The sequence below is a fragment of the Veillonella sp. 3627 genome, from assembly GCF_003992195.1.
GTDB lineage: Bacteria > Bacillota > Negativicutes > Veillonellales > Veillonellaceae > F0422.
On record NZ_RQVG01000005.1, the window covers coordinates 30,523 to 48,134 of the forward strand.

General features: G+C 38.7%; 16 protein-coding genes. 3 read left to right on the top strand and 13 right to left on the bottom strand.

Annotation, left to right across the window (positions count from 1 at the left end; all coding sequences use genetic code 11):
• Window positions 1–36: 36 nt before the first annotated feature.
• The 8 genes from EO114_RS03655 to sfsA form a co-directional block, all read right to left on the bottom strand.
• The gene (locus tag EO114_RS03655; RefSeq protein ID WP_127061605.1) at window positions 37–684 is read right to left on the bottom strand and encodes a TonB-dependent receptor; all 648 of its coding nucleotides are present in this window, start codon (window positions 682–684) and stop codon (window positions 37–39) included.
• A 91-nt stretch (window positions 685–775) separates the two neighbouring features.
• On the bottom strand, window positions 776–1,162 hold the full coding sequence (locus EO114_RS03660) for a (deoxy)nucleoside triphosphate pyrophosphohydrolase (protein ID WP_127061606.1): 387 nt from the start codon (window positions 1,160–1,162) through the stop codon (window positions 776–778).
• An 11-nt stretch (window positions 1,163–1,173) separates the two neighbouring features.
• Entirely contained in the window at window positions 1,174–4,080 is a 2,907-nt protein-coding gene (locus EO114_RS03665) for a DUF3427 domain-containing protein (RefSeq protein ID WP_127061608.1), read from the bottom strand.
• 180 nt (window positions 4,081–4,260) lie between these two features.
• Window positions 4,261–5,451, bottom strand: a complete 1,191-nt coding sequence (gene eis / locus EO114_RS03670; RefSeq protein ID WP_127061609.1) for an enhanced intracellular survival protein Eis — start codon at window positions 5,449–5,451, stop codon at window positions 4,261–4,263.
• A gap of 121 nt (window positions 5,452–5,572) precedes the next feature.
• Window positions 5,573–6,181 carry a LysE/ArgO family amino acid transporter gene (locus EO114_RS03675; RefSeq protein WP_127011165.1) on the bottom strand — a complete coding sequence of 203 codons (609 nt, stop codon included), beginning with the start codon at window positions 6,179–6,181 and terminating at the stop codon, window positions 5,573–5,575.
• A 187-nt stretch (window positions 6,182–6,368) separates the two neighbouring features.
• The gene (locus EO114_RS03680; protein ID WP_052847073.1) at window positions 6,369–7,286 is read right to left on the bottom strand and encodes a DUF2156 domain-containing protein; all 918 of its coding nucleotides are present in this window, start codon (window positions 7,284–7,286) and stop codon (window positions 6,369–6,371) included.
• A gap of 249 nt (window positions 7,287–7,535) precedes the next feature.
• Window positions 7,536–10,010: a DNA gyrase subunit A gene (gyrA, locus tag EO114_RS03685; protein ID WP_009353770.1), complete on the bottom strand. Its 2,475-nt coding sequence runs from the start codon at window positions 10,008–10,010 to the stop codon at window positions 7,536–7,538.
• Window positions 10,011–10,164: 154 nt separating this feature from the next.
• Window positions 10,165–11,319 carry a DNA/RNA nuclease SfsA gene (gene sfsA / locus EO114_RS03690; protein WP_127061610.1) on the bottom strand — a complete coding sequence of 385 codons (1,155 nt, stop codon included), beginning with the start codon at window positions 11,317–11,319 and terminating at the stop codon, window positions 10,165–10,167.
• A gap of 567 nt (window positions 11,320–11,886) precedes the next feature.
• Between sfsA and EO114_RS03695 the strand changes: the two genes are divergently transcribed.
• From EO114_RS03695 to EO114_RS03705, 3 genes are all read left to right on the top strand, one after another.
• Entirely contained in the window at window positions 11,887–13,074 is a 1,188-nt protein-coding gene (locus EO114_RS03695; protein ID WP_127011163.1) for a DUF1858 domain-containing protein, read from the top strand.
• Between the two features lies 1 nt (window position 13,075).
• On the top strand, window positions 13,076–13,729 hold the full coding sequence (locus EO114_RS03700) for a hypothetical protein (RefSeq protein WP_009353762.1): 654 nt from the start codon (window positions 13,076–13,078) through the stop codon (window positions 13,727–13,729).
• A 94-nt stretch (window positions 13,730–13,823) separates the two neighbouring features.
• On the top strand, window positions 13,824–14,105 hold the full coding sequence (locus tag EO114_RS03705; protein ID WP_127061611.1) for a cupin domain-containing protein: 282 nt from the start codon (window positions 13,824–13,826) through the stop codon (window positions 14,103–14,105).
• A 53-nt stretch (window positions 14,106–14,158) separates the two neighbouring features.
• Here EO114_RS03705 and EO114_RS03710 read toward each other — a convergent pair whose 3' ends face one another.
• From EO114_RS03710 to EO114_RS03730, 5 genes are all read right to left on the bottom strand, one after another.
• Complete coding sequence (locus tag EO114_RS03710; protein ID WP_009353765.1) at window positions 14,159–14,614, bottom strand: OmpH family outer membrane protein; 456 nt, start codon at window positions 14,612–14,614, stop codon at window positions 14,159–14,161.
• Between the two features lie 152 nt (window positions 14,615–14,766).
• A complete protein-coding gene (locus EO114_RS03715) occupies window positions 14,767–15,117 on the bottom strand; it encodes a GerW family sporulation protein (protein WP_009353763.1) in 351 nt (116 codons plus the stop codon).
• Between the two features lie 36 nt (window positions 15,118–15,153).
• On the bottom strand, window positions 15,154–16,008 hold the full coding sequence (locus EO114_RS03720) for a hypothetical protein (RefSeq protein WP_127061612.1): 855 nt from the start codon (window positions 16,006–16,008) through the stop codon (window positions 15,154–15,156).
• 63 nt (window positions 16,009–16,071) lie between these two features.
• The gene (locus EO114_RS03725; protein ID WP_009353587.1) at window positions 16,072–16,650 is read right to left on the bottom strand and encodes a cob(I)yrinic acid a,c-diamide adenosyltransferase; all 579 of its coding nucleotides are present in this window, start codon (window positions 16,648–16,650) and stop codon (window positions 16,072–16,074) included.
• A 9-nt stretch (window positions 16,651–16,659) separates the two neighbouring features.
• Window positions 16,660–17,610, bottom strand: a complete 951-nt coding sequence (locus EO114_RS03730) for a M23 family metallopeptidase (RefSeq protein ID WP_127061614.1) — start codon at window positions 17,608–17,610, stop codon at window positions 16,660–16,662.
• Window positions 17,611–17,612: the final 2 nt, after the last annotated feature.

A 17,612-nucleotide genomic window follows, 5' to 3' on the forward strand; every position in this document is an offset into this window, starting at 1 on the left:
CATTATGTATGGATGGAAACTAGTATTCCAATTATATTAGGAGGTTACTACTCTAATCTTAGTTACCTTTTCTCCATCATTCTCAAAATATATACCCCTTATTGCATCTGAAGACCACACAAAATATCCATAGAACCAATCATTTTTACTATTAATATAATTAGGTCTACCATATGCTTGATACACAGCTTCTAAAGAGTCACCGACTGCAATACCACGATAAGTCACGGCATCTCTATTCTCTATAGTTATCATACCGGCTCTATCTAGGTCTCCCATAAGACTAGAATACTTAATTCCACCATATCTCATAAATGTATTTGGACCAGTATATGAAGAAGGATCGTACATTCTTTCTTCTGTCGGCGCCCCCAACGCCTTTCGTATTTCGCTATATTTCGCATTCACTGGTACTCCTGCAATGGTAAGGTCTTGTATATCCATACTTTGTCCTACTACTTGTCCGTGCCTAAAACTACTTGGATACTCAGACCGTTGTGGCAACCGAATCGCACTCGTAGATGTTCCACTCATTCCAGTAGAACCACTTTGTTTCCCCGCTTCATTCCATGATTTTTCAACCTTTTTCCACGTTTTAGACAACCAACTCGCCTCTACATGGGTTGGTGTGAAGATGGTGACACTGAATAATGCTACTAGAATAGATGTAGTTAGTTTTTTCATGGTCTCTCTCTCTTTCATTGTGAATCATATACTATTCTAATATTGTCATATTTAATTATTAGTATATCATTTATACCTCTATACGTCCTACCTAAGCAATTAAACTTTTCACACATTCCACGATAGGTAAATCTGCTTCTAACCAATCTACATCATATAAGTTTTCTAAGTTTAACCAACGAGCTGCACTATGTTCTTGTAAATGAAATTCTCCTAATAACTCACATTGATGGGCATGCATAATAAGATGAAAGTTAGGATAGTCATACTCTACGGTTGTTAAAAAATCTCCTACTGTAATCTGCACATCTAATTCTTCTTGTATCTCACGAGATAAAGCTGCTTTATGATCTTCTCCAAACTCAATTTTACCTCCTGGAAATTCCCAACGTCCTTGTAAATCTCCATAACCTCTTTGTGTAGTTAATACTTGGTTATCTTTCAAAATAACTGCCGCTACTACTTCTATCGTTTTCATCCATATCTCCTTTAATGATTCACAAAATAATCGTACAAATCTTCACGTATCGGAGTTTCCAAATCATACATAATACGAACAGCTTTTTTCGTTGTACCTGGCATGGTAAATACTTCTGCTTCCCCTGTTGCATGTATATGACCTAAATAATAAAACTCTTTTGCCCCATCTTCATCATTCTTATTTTTTCGGATAAACAAATGCATAGTAATACCTTCTTTTTTTGCATGTAACGCTTTTTGTACCAAATTGTTACTAAGGTCCACACCACTTTTAGAAATAGCAATTAATTGTTGTGGAGATAATAATTTATCTTCATATCTAATAGTATCTGCAATATCTTCGCCCTTATCATAATTGATAAATACCGGATATGTTTTGGTAGCCTCATCATATTTATAACCACCAATATTTAATGGTACGATACTCGTTTCCCACTCCATTAACTGGCATACATCTTCATAGGTATATTTTTGATACAGCGTAAAAGAGGCTTCCTCATATCTTTGACTATAGTATTTTTGATTTCTTTGAAAGCCCACTTTCACATAGTCCTCGACCATATCACGGAACCCTTCATTTTCTAAAGCTTCACGGAATACCGTTGATATCTGCAATCCATCTACCACTTCATCGCACAACAGGGCATCCTTAAATCCAGCTTTGGAGGATCCTGTCTTAAACTGACCTGTAAATAAATTGATGATATTTCTTTCCGTATGAGTTGTACAAGGAATACCTAATCCTAGTAACTTTGTTCTCATATACGTCAGTGGATTAACTTCACCTTTCAACAAACCTTCCAATACATAGAGTTCATGTACTCGTTTGCCAAGTACCATATACTGGCCCATATACTCTAGTATTTTCGCTTCTACCGACGAAAACCTATGCGTGTAGTCTTTTTCATAGTCTACCAAAAACTTATAATATGTTTTTGCATTACTATTAAAGATTAATGAAATATCGATACTTCCATAGTTTTCAAAATCTATCAATTTAGGAATACGACCTAATTTATATTTTAAGTTTTTATAGGCTTGCCGAATATGTTTAATCTGTGTGAATTTAGCTGTGTCAATAGATTTAAAAATACGTTCTTGAGCAATCGCATCAAAATGAATCGTAGATGCACCCGGAATCACTCGCGTCCCTTCTTGCACATAATACCGCAAACTATCCTTGTTATGACTTACATCTCCGGACAGAGCTACAGGAATCATAAAGTTATTATTAAAGTTTCCAATAAAATCAAGAACGACCACGTAATCTTTACTGTTATGACGACGTAGTCCCCGACCTAACTGTTGCACAAACACAATGGGACTCTCTGTACCACGAACCATAACAACTTGATTGACCTCTGGCATATCGATACCTTCGTTAAAAATATCTACGGTCATAATATAATCTAACGCATCATTCGCATCCAGTCCTGATAATCGTTGAATAGCCTCTTCCCGAATTTCTTGCGAATCTGCACCACTTAAACTAATAGTTCTCATCCCTAGTTGATTAAAAGCCTTGGATAACTCTTGTGCTTCTTCAATACTATGACAGAATACTAACCCTTTTACTCGCTCTCCAGAATATCCATAAAAATTACATTGCTCTAGAATTAATCTAGCTCTTGTTTGGTAATCCCATTCATTGGCAAAAATGCTCTGTGCTTCATCACCCTCATAGGTTGTGATGCCATCAGATAATTGTCCGATACCAAAATAGTGAAATGGACATAGTAAATCTGCCTCTAATGCATGTTGTAATCGTATTTCATGAATAATATTATAATCAAATAGCTTATAAATATCGAAATCATCTGTACGCTCTGGACTAGCAGTCATAGCAAACCAAAACTTAGGCCTGAAATATTCCATAATTCTATGATAACTTTCAGATCCTGCTCGATGTGCCTCATCGATAACAATCACATCAAAATCTGTAGGGGAAAATCGTTCATAACAATCTGGCTTAGACATCATCTGCATGGTCGCAAATAAATAGGTTTCAGAAAAACCTTTTGCTGCACCCGATAACACACCATATGTCACAGAGTCGCCAATTACCCGTTGATACGATTCCATCGCCTGTCTCGCTACCTGTTCACGATGCACTAAAAATAGTACTCGCTTTGGTTTTACACTACTGACAGCAAAGGCTGATGCATAAGTTTTACCTGTTCCTGTGGCAGAAATCAACAATCCTTTATTAGCACCTGATTGATACAACTCTGTAAACCTTTCCATCACATAGGACTGCATGCTGTTCGGCTGTAATACTTTTGGGACTTGATTAGATTCATTTATATTTGTATCTACCACCGCTGGTAATTGTTTTTTAGTAGAATCATTATATTGCTCATATAACATTCTGTACGTATCAATATAGTCTACATAAGTCTTTGTCTCATCTGCTGCCCACAAGCTTTCAAACTCTTCTAAGACAGACATCACAAAAGATTCTTGCTTATGAGAACTATAATGCACATTCCACTCTTTATTTCTTGTCAATGCGTGGAGCGTCATATTAGAGCTGCCCACGATAATAGTAAACTCATCCTCTAAATGGAATCCATATCCTTTTGTATGAAAACCTACATCAGATCCTTGTGCATCAAATATGCGGAGCTCTATATTACTAAACTGACTTAACTTGTCTAGTATTTTAGGATCATTAAACATCAAGAAATTTGTTGTCAAAATACGACCTGGAATATTTTTTCCTTCCAACTCTTTTAACGTCATTAATAATGGACTTAATCCACCTGCTGTAATAAAAGCTACACTGATAAAAAAGGATTCACACCGTTTTAATTCGCTCTCTATAGCGGAAATTACCTTCCGCCCTTCTTCTGCATTATTCGATACAAACTCTGGTCCACTATATTGTAATGATTTCGTAAAATTTATCGCACTCATCTCTATCTCCTATATACATGTATATAAGATCACTGTACCAGCTCTTATACATAAGATCAATAGAAAAATAAAAAGAACACTACACATCCTATAGCAAACTAAAATATTCTCATAGCTTGTCAAGAAATGCATAGCGTTCTTTCTTATTTTATGGTGATTGTATCAACTTTAAAAAGTATCTTACCACCATTCATTTATATATGTATTTTGTCTTGGGTAGGCCCGATTCAATACTTCTAATATATCATCTGGTCCTTCTAATTTTTCTTCAAAAGCAAGTTCTGTAGCACTCATACGACCCATGAGAAGTAAGCTCAAAGCACCTACAGAGAATACTAATTTAGCATTAATATCTACATGCTCTTTATGTTTTACTACTTGCGCCTTACCTTCTTTATAAGACACTACATAGGTACCATGGTTCCACTCACATAATGGATCTTTCACACCGAACTGAATAGCCCCTTCTAATGCTACTGGTACAGGAATACTTTCCATAGCTAGTTTGACATCTACAATACGACTCATCATAAATGGCATAGTACTGTGCCCTACTTTCCCATTAGGATGAAAGATATAGCCTTGATCCAGCATACCTTCATTCCACCGTACACTGTCACCTTGGGAACGATGGTTGTACAAGAAGTTCAACAATGCTTTTTGCGCACGACGCGTAGTATACACAAATTCTGTCACAGCAATCTCAGGTTCCCCTAAGCGATAAAAACAATAACCCTCTAATTGTCCAGAATCATTTTTCACATACCCTACTTGCACGCCTTCTGCAAAAATAGACTCTAATAAGCGAACCCATTCTTTTTCTTTACGCACAGCATAGCCAGATAATGGTTTAGTATATGTCTCATATACCCCTGCTAAACGTTTCCACTCCCGTGGAGACCGTAACATACCAAAGGACATCGTTTTATCTGTAGTTTCTACTAGTGGGGCCAAATCATCTAGCTTCATAGTTTGTACCCATTGATGGGCATATAAATCCCATCCATATTTTTGGTAAAACCCAGCATACGATGGCATTAAAATAGTGACTCCTTGTCCACGTTGTTTTAATTCGCCTAATGCTAATTTCAGTAATTTTTTGCCTACCCCACTACGACGTACAATAGGGTCTGTGGCAACTCCCACCATGTAAGACATAGGCAGGTCCACACCACGAACACGTATAATATTTTGTCGTAAATGGACGGTACTCACCAAATAACTACGATCGATACCAACCATCGTATTTTCTGGTTCATAAGCAGTATCAAAATAATAGTTAAAAAATGGATGACCTTCTGGCTCAAAACAATAGGCCCACAAACGCTTTACATCTTTTGTGTCCGTATCTTTTGCTATTCTAAATTTCAAAATAATCCCTCTTCCATCGTTATGGTACATTGAAAATAGTTCGAATACTTTATATTAGTATTATATAAAAAAATAAGGGTCTACTGCTAGACCCTTTATGCACTTCTTTTCTGAAAGTTTACTATATATACAGCAATACTCCATCTATAAACAATTTCGCTCCATATCCGAATAAAATCAATCCACAGATACGGTTGATCCATACGAGTTGCGAAATTTTGATACGCTTTGCTAATTTGTGAATAATAGTCGATAATGCTCCAAACCAAGCAAAAGCAGACACGATGTATCCCAGTAAGAAATAGATGGATGACTCCTCAGGAATGCTGGCTTTCACAGCACCGAACATCATCGTCACATCGATAAGTGCCTGAGGGTTCAGCCATGCTACCGCAAAGGCAGTAGTCACAATATTCCAAATTGTCACATTCGTATCCACATGAGATACATTCGGCTCTGAATTAAACACGGTATAGCCCATGTAAAAGATAACCGCTCCTCCCAAAAGAAGTACGATGCCTTTCAAAAAAGGCCATATATCAAAGATAGCACCAATGCCATAAAACGCCGATACACTTAAGGTAAGATCGAAAAATGCCACGATTAGAATGGTAGTAATAATACGTGATGCCTTTTGTACCAGTGCTGTATTAATGATAAATAGATTCTGCATCCCTATGGGCGCCAACACAGCAAACCCAATCAGTAAGCCTTCCCAAAAATAGGTCATATTGGCTCCTTTCATTCTCTACATCAATCCCGTTACTGTCTAGTCATTATATACCTTGACGCGGGTCTTGCACAGTATCAGCAAGCGAACGCAAGGCCACATCGCAAGAACAAACGATTCCTTGGTCAGAAAGAAAATAAAACTCCTAGGAACTTATCATATGTCCCTAGGAATTATATACTATTCGCTACACGTTATCCTCACAGGCGCCTTGTTTGATACAACGAGCATCATATTTTTCAGCAAAATGATCTGGGTTGTAAGATTCTTTCGCCATGCGAAGCCCTGGTAATCCCATATCTTCTTCACGGTTGATAAACTGTGTATCTACGAACTCATGACGAATAAATTCATTATTGATGGCTTGATATAAACCACGGATGGTTGGATTTGCTTTCTCAATATGAATCAGCGCCATATGTTCATTCAACATTTCTCCAATGGTGAAAGCTTCTACTCGTCCGAACAATTTAATACAACCACCTACAAGGCCTAATGCATCCCAATGGTCAAAGAGTAAATTAATCGCTGTTAGTTCATCTTCAATGCCTTCTTCATGATGTGTTTCCACCCATTGTTCTGCCGCTTCACGACATAAAGGAATTGTATTCTCATCAATTGGCATATATTCATAATTAGAATATTGCATACGGAATTGATTTAAATGGTTTTTCTTTTGACGTAACTTTTTACCTGCTAAGGTAATCATATCTTCTGTACGATAGATATATTCAAAGTTATCACGGTCAGGTGTAAATTCATAACAATCTGGACACAACTTTTGCATCCGTTCCATCATGATTGGATTAACACCTTTTAATAAAAATGGAATTTGGTTCTCTTTGAACCACTCTTTCGCCATTTGTAATCCATCTACAAACTTGGCATCTTTTCCAGCAAACGGTGGTAACATAAATGGAGATTCTGTCACTCCACCACCTTTAATAAATAACACACCTTCTTCTTCTGCCCAAGTAATGCCATAAATATCTTGCCACATAAACAATGTAGTAAAACTATTATCTGACGCTTCATAATGATGCTCTCCAAAGTACGCATCAATACGGGGCTTATCTTCTAAGGTAAAACGCTTAAAGTCTAAAATAGGACTCGCCTCCTAATACTCTGATTTTATGATATAACATTACTATTATATGCTATTCATCGATAAAATTCAATGCAGAAAAAGCGCCATTGTAGAATCGGCCTTTCTTGTCCCCTTATCTGACAAAATTCCACAAACGCAAGAAGAGCACGACATGTTCCGGAGCAAACCTAACCACTGTATCAGTTTGCGGAGGAATGTGTCGTGCTCTTCCCTTCTACTCAATTAAGAATGGCAAGAAAGCCGATATTAAAACAAGCTTTCATCTTCTTTTAGATCTTCTCCAGAAATAACCGCTACAGAGGCAATTTTATCTCCTTCGTCTAAGTTCTGTGTTTTCACGCCAGAAATAGCTTTACTTTTCTTCACCGCAATATCATTTACATCAAAGCGAATGATTTTACCTTGTTCAGAAATAAGCATCATTTCATCGTTGTCATTCACGATTTCTACGGCCACTACTTCACCAGTTTTTTCCGTGATTTTAAAGTTTTTCGTCCCTTTACCACCACGTTTTTGTACTGTATAGGAGCTTTCCACATTGCGTTTGCCATATCCTTCTTCACTGATAGTAAAGACTTGGCATTCTTCGCCAGTGCCGTGGATGATGCTAGCGCCTACAACTTCGTCACCAGTATTGAGATTAATACCTTTCACACCACGAGCTGCTCGTTTCATTAAACGTACATCAGATTCATGGAAGCGAATAGCCATACCTTTTTTCGTACCTAGCAATACATCTTGGTTACCATAGGTTAATCCTACGGAGATTAACTGATCTCCTTCATCCAATGCCACTGCATTCAAACCACCGCGACGAATATTGCGATACTCATCAATAGCCGTACGTTTTACAACGCCCTGTTTTGTAACCATAAACAGGTTCACATCGCTAGAGATGCGTTCTAAGTCGATCATGTTCGTCACTGTTTCCCCTACATTAAGAGGTAATACGTTAATGATGGCTGTACCCCGTGAATTACGACTAGATGCTTCTGGCACTTCGTAGGCTTTTAAACGGTACGCACGACCTGTGGATGTAAAGAATAACAATGTATTATGTGTACGTACATGCATAATTTGTGCTACATAATCATCATCTTTTGTTTTCATTCCCACAACACCTACGCCACCTTTATGTTGGTTGCGATACACATTAGCATTCATGCGTTTAATATAACCTTGACGAGTTAATGTGATAACCATTTCTTCATCAGCAATTAGATCTTCTACATCGAAGTCAGACGTATCAATCGTAATTTCACTACGGCGTTTGTCGCCATATTTTTCTTTCATGGCAATCAATTCTTCTTTGATAATTTCACGTTGACGTTCGTCGGAGGCTAAGATTGCTTTTAAATCTGCAATCAACACTAACAATGCTGCATGTTCTTCTTCGATTTTTTCGCGTTCCAAACCTGTTAAACGAGCTAAACGCATATCTAAGATAGCATTCGCTTGAATTTCTGTAAGGCTGAACTTTTCAATCAAAGCGGCACGAGCAATATCTGTAGTTTGAGAACTACGGATAGTATGAATCACTTCATCAATGTGATCTAAAGCAATCAACAAACCTTCCAATACATGGGCACGAGCTTCTGCTTTCGCCAAGTCGAATTCTGTACGGCGTACAATCACTTCTTGACGGTGCGTTAAGTAATGACCTAGTACTTCTTTCAAAGTCAATACTTTTGGATGGCCTTTCACCAATGCTAGCATAATTACGCCAAATGTATCTTGTAATTGTGTATGTTTATATAATTTATTCAACACAATATCTGGTTGTACGTCTGCACGCAATTCGATGACGATGCGAAGACCACGACGGTCACTTTCATCACGAAGGGCCGTAATGCCGTCCACCACTTTATCACGGCTTAAATCTGCAATGGTTGCAATTAAGCGCGCTTTGTTCACTTGGTACGGAATTTCTGTGACCACGATACGGTGTTTACCTTTCGTCATAGCCTCAATATGAGCTTTCGCACGCATTTTGATGCTACCACGACCTGTGGCATAGGCTTTTTTTATGCCCTCACGGCCAAGGATAGACGCCCCTGTTGGGAAGTCTGGACCTTTAATAGCTGTCATCAATTGGTTCACATCTACTTCTGGGTCGTCGATAAGCATCACTAGACCATCTACCACTTCCCCTAAGTTATGAGGCGGAATGTTTGTCGCCATCCCAACGGCAATGCCGGCGGAACCATTGATTAACAAGTTCGGAATCTTTGCAGGAAGCACGGTTGGTTCTTCCAAAGATTCATCATAGTTCGGCATGAAGTCCACTGTTTTCTTCTCGATATCTGCTAGCATTTCTGTAGCAATACGAGACATACGAACTTCTGTATACCGCATAGCCGCTGCAGAGTCGCCGTCAATGGAACCAAAGTTACCATGACCATCTACCAGTGGATATCTTGTATTAAAATCTTGGGCCAAACGCACCGTTGCATCATACACAGAACTATCACCATGTGGGTGGTATTTACCAAGTACGTCGCCGACGATACGAGCCGATTTTTTGTACGGTTTCGACGGTGTCATACCTGTTTCATGCATCGCATATAGAATACGACGGTGTACAGGTTTCAACCCATCACGTACATCTGGAAGGGCGCGCATAACGATAACGCTCATGGCGTAATCGATGTAGGAGCTACGCATTTCTTTATCGATTTGGACTGGCACAATCTTGCCATGACTCCAAGCCTTTTCCTCCATTGTATCACCTCATTTTTAAAAACGAATCTATTAACTAAATTATTATACCATTTTATGCACTTTTTTTCTATCTTTTTACATAAAAATTTCAATATGCTCAAATATAAACACTTGTGAACGTATATATTGAATAAATATTCTCACAGTTTTGTAGCTACCTGTCCAACATCATCGTATTCAATCGATTCATACGAAATTGCTCTACCACCTCGATCATAAATCGTTCATCATGGATAGGATTCACATCCATTTTGAATAAATGTGAATCACAATGACAATCGCTACAGCCAAAGCCTTTCACCTCGTCTACGCTAATAGCCTTCATCGCCTTCGCCAATTCGCATTCTAAATCACTGGAACTACGAATCGGTAACGCAGCAATGACAGTACTAACACTTCGCAAATAATCTAAATGCCAATGTTTCTTTTTTCGCTTCCGTTTGTGACGTTCAATGCGTTTTTCTAAATTGGCTTTCGCTGACCCTACATACACATAATAACCGGGTTCAAAGTACATATCTCCTTTACTTCCAATAGTTAAGGTCACTGGCTCTTCCACCTGCAACACCATGAGGTAATCGCCTCGGTCCTCTGCTTCTATGCGCACAGCCACATCATTGTACAGGCACTCTCGTACCACCGTAGGCCTGTGAAACTCTGAAGTCCACTGTAATGCCATGGCCTTCCAATCTAATTGTGGTGCCACCTCAATAAATGTCTTAGTAAATTCCAAATCCGTGTGAAAGTCTGGGGAAAACCACAGAGCTCGTCCCCATTGCACTAAGAATAAAATACCTGTACGATATCCCTCTTGCTGTAATTCTTGCAAATGTAGTAAGTGCTTTCGACCTCGCTCTGTCACCGCATCAGGAAACATCGCCCCTTGATCGCCAAATAATGTACAAGATTTTACTTCCAGTAAAAAATATTCGCCCTTATCATTAGTGAGCAATAAATCAAAGCGGCTATGACCGACTGTGTACTCTCGTCGTACCACTCGCCATTCTTCCCATCCAGGAATCAGTTGTTCCTCGATCATGTACTCTGCCATGTCATTACAATAATTAGTGTCCAACATAATGGGAACACCCTCTCGTTCAATACCGATGACACGATATTGTGTTTTCGCACCTTCTTTTGGATGATGCACCACATACATCTTCACCCCTACAAAAAGAAGTTCCCACATACGACCTGGATTCGGTAAGTGAGCAGCTATGATTTGTCCCTGTAATTCTAAATGGACCACAAATCGATTAGGTCTCTCTACAAAGGTAGCAGTCTGTACATTTTCATATAATACTTTCATATATATCCTTATCTTTCTTTTCTATCACTTCATATACAATAGTGAATTCCTTATAACATTTATGGGCTTCATAAGGTATTTAGCTAATGTATTTTCAACTATTTATATATAAATTAAACCACATACTAAGATGCTATAACTAACTTGAATAAAACACTCTATAAATATTTTTTACCAACCATATATACACTATTTGTGGATAATTCTGTGGGTATCTTGTGTATACTCTGTGTGCAACTTCTAAGTATTGCAACTATTATACCAAACTGTGGATAACCATGTGATTATCTTGTGTATATTCTGTGTGTAATACGTAACTAACTATATTTTACATTTATTTTTCTCTTAACTTAATCACTTTTTGTGGATAATTCTGTGTGTAACTTTAAATTTTCAGTGTATAAGCCGTGTATTATTTGTGAATAAAAACAGTTGCCTCGGCTACATACAAGATTCACTTCTTATAGTATACTAAGAGCATAGGCTTTCGCCTAGTCATATATAATATTTCATAACTTTGACATACATAAAAATTATCAACATTTACTCGATACTAAGGAGATACACATGGCACAAGTGGCAGGCAATTTACAGCGTATCCGTAATGGAAAACGCACCTATGCGATTACCCCTCGCATACCTGGTGGTTTCGTACAACCACAAATGTTACAAAAATTTATCGATGTGGCAAATACATTCCACGCAACTTTAAAAATTACAGGTGCACAACGCATCATGATTACCAACCTAAATGCAGAAGATGTGGACAAAGCATGGGCAATGCTAGGTATGGAACCAGCACACACTGTATCCAATCGTGTGCGTTCTGTAAAAATTTGCCCTGGTACAACATTCTGTAAACGGGCAAAACAAGACAGTGTTCACTTGGGTATGCAATTAGAACGAAAATACATTTCTAAAGAAATGCCGTCCAAAATGAAAATTGGCGTATCTGGCTGTCCTAACTCTTGCTCCGAAGCGATTACCAAAGATATCGGCGTTATTGGCAACGATCAGGGTTGGCAAATCTATGCAGGTGGTAGTGCTGGCGCTCATCCACGCTTAGGCGATTTAATCACAGAAGTAGCTACTGAAGAAGAAGTACTCACTATCATCGATCGCATGATTGCCTACTACAAAGAAAATGCCCAAATCGAGCGTATCGGCCAATTCATTGACCGCATCGGTCTCGACGCATTCCGAGCTGCTGTGTTAGATACAGTGGATTCCCCAACATCTGCTGCTAAAGCATCGGCTGAACCAGTGGTCAAATTACCAGGTCAAGGTAATGCAGGACTTGCAGAAGCTGCTGCACCTGCTAACGACAAAGGAGCTACTCCACTTTCACCGGGACAACTCATTACAAAAGATACTATCGTTCGTCATATCGTCGACGTATATCCAGAATTGATTCCTATTTTACAATCCATGGGAATGGGTTGCCTAGGCTGTCCTTCTTCCACAGGGGAACCTCTATGGCAAGCGGCAAATATCCACGGCATGGATATCGATGAATTAGTAGCAAAACTCAATGCAGGTCGTAATGTATCTGAAATTGCTATTACAAAAGATTCCATCATTCGTGATATTATAGATATGTATCCACAAACGGTGCCTGTGTTGCAATCCATCGGTATGGGTTGTCTAGGCTGTCCTTCCTCGACAGGAGAACCATTATGGCAAGCCGCTAGCATTCACGGCATGGATGTGGATGAACTTGTTTCCAAATTAGAAGTCGCACGAAAAGGAGCTTAACATGTCAGCAGTACTGGGACACATTCATTTCTGGTTATACAAAAAAATTCAGCTTATCGCTGAACGCGAACAATTGATTAAAAAAGAGGCACACACTCGCCTCGACGATTTAGCAGATGAGTTATATGCAACCGCTATCGATTTGTATGGAAAACCAATTCCTCCAGATCGCCAGTTGGATCGTATCATCGACCATAATAATATTCATGGTTGGTTACACAACCAATTACAAACATCTTCTGTTCGTGAAGCTACTTTTATCAAAGATTTAACTGATTGTGGTGGCGATGATGGCATTGACGCTGTATTAGAAGCTTTTATCAAACAAGGTGCAATGTGCGGTACAGAAGCGAAAGAAAAGCTGACAGCTCAAACAGCACCAGCGATCTACACTGTGATGCAAGACTACTATGTGAACGGTATGCCTTGTGACCCAAGTGATACTGTGATCGAGCAAACCGATACTACCTTTAGTTGGTACGGAAATCACCAAAATCAAATTTCTTATTGGAAAACAGCGGGCGTGAATCCAATTATTATGGCCGCTGCCTTCCAAGCATGGTTCAGTGCCTTCGTCAGTCACGTAGCACCGGACTTTGCGTTCAGCGTGAACCTTGATGGTGATATTCCTGTATATACAATTGCTAAAAGCTAAGTAGCTTATCCTTTTTATATTATATATGGCAGCACATTCGCTGCAGTGATTGACTTTCACCACTGTGAAAGTCCCCAGAATAGGAGGTTCTACTATGGCAGGAACTGTAAAACAAGAACTAGGTTTAATTTTTGATGGCCCAAACTACAAAATTGTGAAAAAAGGCGGCGTCGCTGGTGACAAAGTGGAAAAACACAATCACCCAGAAGCTAACGTCATCTTCACTGTGGTAAAAGGTAAAGTGAACGTATTCCTTAACGAAACAGAATCCCATATCTTAACACCAGGCGAAGTATTACACTTCGACGGCAACAACTACATCCAAGCTACATTAGTAGAAGATAGCGAGTTCGTTGTAAACCTAATTCATAAATAAGCCAATATAAAAATAACCCTCAGACCTTGCGATCTGAGGGTTTTCTTTATATCTTATTTGTTGATACGTGCTACTACATCTGGAGTTAAGTCGATAACTTGATTACCTTCTTTAACAGCGCCAGCAGATGTTGGATTAGCCACTAATACATCGATATTTTTTTCTTTTGCAATAGCTTGAATTGCTTCTGCTACTTTTTTATCCAATGGAGCTAATACACTTGCTTCTTCTTGATTATATTTTTCTTGGATGCCACGAACACTTTTATCAAAATATGCTTGTTTTTCTGCATCTGTTTTAAAGTTATTTAGTTTCTTGAATTCACCTTCTAATTTAGGACCGTATTCAGCACGTAATTTATCAATTTGCATTTGGATAGCACCAAAGCCATTATAGCCCGTGTAGATAGCTTCTTCGTTAATTACGCCTACATTAGCAGCGTTAGATACTGTGAAAGCACCAACTACAGCTAGTGCACCTAAAGTTGCAATCTTTTTAGTTAAGTTCATGTATAAGCCTCCCTGTGAGAAATATTTTCATCTATTTATCTAGTATAGCAAAGTTATTTCCAATTAGCAAATCACCTTGCCCCCTTACTATACTTTATATATATGAAATCTAAATGAAATATATTCTACACATCCATATGATAAGTTAATTATTATTTATCCTCACTTACATAGACATATTCTTCTTTTTTCAATTTACTGATAATTTCTGGAACCATGCCGATTAAACGATCAAAGCCAGTATATTTAGCAGATCCTTTAATATTGAATAATTCAATGCGTTCCCCTTTGATTACAAGCACAGCTGTTGGCTCAACTTTTGCTCCGCCACCGCCAGCTTTTTGGCATCCCCCTAAACCAAGGGATACATCCACAAATGGTACAATCGTAGTATCCCCTAACTGCACAGGTTCACCCACTACTGTTTCTACACGAATCATTTCTTTAAATTGCTCAAATAAAGGCTCTAAATTGTCTTTTAAGTTTGTAAGTTTAGTATCCATCATGACCTCCTACTATTCTTCAACTTCTGAAAGTTTTTATTTTGCACTTTGCTTACGACGTCGATACTGTACAAATGCTTTTACGCTGTCCAGTAGACACTCTCTAACTGCTTTTTTTACTATAAATAGAGTTCCATAGAAAGCAAATACACCTAGCTGCATATGTCCTTTTACTTCTAAACTACCTGTATAGGCAAATTCCGTATAAGTGAAATTAACCTGTTCCACTTGTTTGGGGCACACTGTATAGGCTGTTGCAGTAATGAGACCCATTTCATAGGGTTTAGGAATTCCAAAATCCCCTTCTAATCGGAATACTCTAGGACTAGCATGACTAGCACATTGCTTACTAACTATAAACAGTGCTTCATAGAGTTTAGGGTTTGATACATGTTTCCACCACCAAAATGTTGGTAAATCTTTTGTATCTTCTTTCTCTTCCGTCGTTTCTTCTTGTGGTGATGTAGAATCTACTGAATCCAAGACATGTCCATTCGCATCAAATCGTACAGATGTTACTGGCTCTGGGCCCGTATATCCAGATAATGGATACGGATCTCTTTCTTCTTCCACGTGTTTTGTGTCTACATCATCTTGCTCGTCGTCTGTCGCTAAGGGATCTAGCTCTTCTTTTACCCTACGATTTAACCAATCCTCGTAATCACGGGCAGAGCCGACTTTCATAGACCCTAATACATAAACTTCCTTAAACAAGGAATGGCCTTGCTTATAGGCGAGATGCACCTTTAACACTCGGTACATCCATTCTAATCGGAAGTCAAATTCATAGGGCTTGCGTGAACTTACTTTCAGACTATATGTGATAGGAATACATAGAATGGCTATGATGACAGCTATTACCAATAGCAATAGAATCATCCATAGTGACACGATACCACCTACCTTTCAGTATGTTATACGATGTTAATACTTAAATTATAACATTCTTTACCCTTAATGCTCAATACCAAGACGTGCTTCTACGCCTTGATCATAATAATGACGATATGACTCCATGACAGTGACTAAATCCGCTTCGTCAAGAAGCCATTGTGGGGCACCACGGCCTGTAAATACCACTTCTACATTTGGATTTCGAGCTGCTAGGAGATCACGCCCTTCTGCTTCTTCAATTAATCCAAAAAACAAAGCCATATTGTATTCATCTAAGATAACAATATCGAAATCGCCTGTTGCCACAGCCTGTAGAGCTCTTTCTTGACCTATGTGAATCAAATCCTTATATTCTTGTGGCGGCTGCCCCTTAGGAAACACGACTACATCATCTCCCCATCGACGCAACTCTTCATCGCTTTTCATGCCTTCAGGAATAATAAAAAAAGGTTTTCCTACTGTTTCTACTGTGATAGGGTCTAATTGATCTAATACAGCATGTTCTGAGTACACCTTAGATTTCATAAATTGAAGTAGTAGCACTTTCTTTCCTACTCCTGCAGCACGCACTGCTAGGCCGATGGCTGCTGTTGTTTTCCCTTTGCCATCACCTGTATAAACTTGTACATAGGATTTCATAATTGCCTCCTATTGAATGGGCAAAAATAATAATGGATCCGTAGCCACACCATTCACCCTCACTTCGTAGTGAACATGACTACCTGTACTTTTACCAGTACTACCCATAAGTGCAATGGATTGTCCTTTTTTCACAGTCATTCCCGCTTGTACTAAGAGTGCTGAGTTATGCCCATATTTTGTAATAAATCCATTACCATGATCAATTTCTATTAAATTGCCATACCCTCCAGCATAGGCTGCATAAGTTACAGTACCTGCCGCCGTAGCTACTATTGTTGTTCCTGTATCATTAGCAATATCTAACCCCTCGTGGAAGGCACCACCACCATAAACAGGATCTTGTCGCGCCCCAAAGGTAGAACTGATGACGCCTTTAGCCGGCCAGATTGATGGCATGTGGCTATTAGCATCACTAGCATCTCCTTCCATGGCTAGCAAAGATTGTAATTCTCTAATATCTTTGCCTACCCCTTCTCTTAGCACATTATATAAGGTATACATAGATACCATACGACGTTGTGCTTGACGATCTAAGCTAGATATACGTGCAGATAGATGAGTTGTTGTGAAAGTCTTATTTGAGCTTTTGGGAGAAGGGTCCTCTTTCTCTTCTTTATTTTGGGTGGTTCCATCTGCTTTCTGCAGTGTACCAGACTCTGTGCCTTTGATCATATTTCTAATATTTTGATCTAGCTCATCAAGAGTTTTCATTTTTTTATCCAAGACTTCTACTTTTTGGTCTAATAATCGTAATTGCTCTTTTTGTAATTGATTTTCTTGGCGCAATTGCAACACTTCTACTTGTCGCGCTATCCCCCAGATACCAAATCCCAAAAAGATAACTAAAATGGCAATTAATATAATGGCTATCGTCTTTATTTGTTGTTTTGTAAACTGCAAATTCCAGTCATTACCATCTTGTTTCAGATGTGACTGCAACCACTTAGGTATTTGCATAT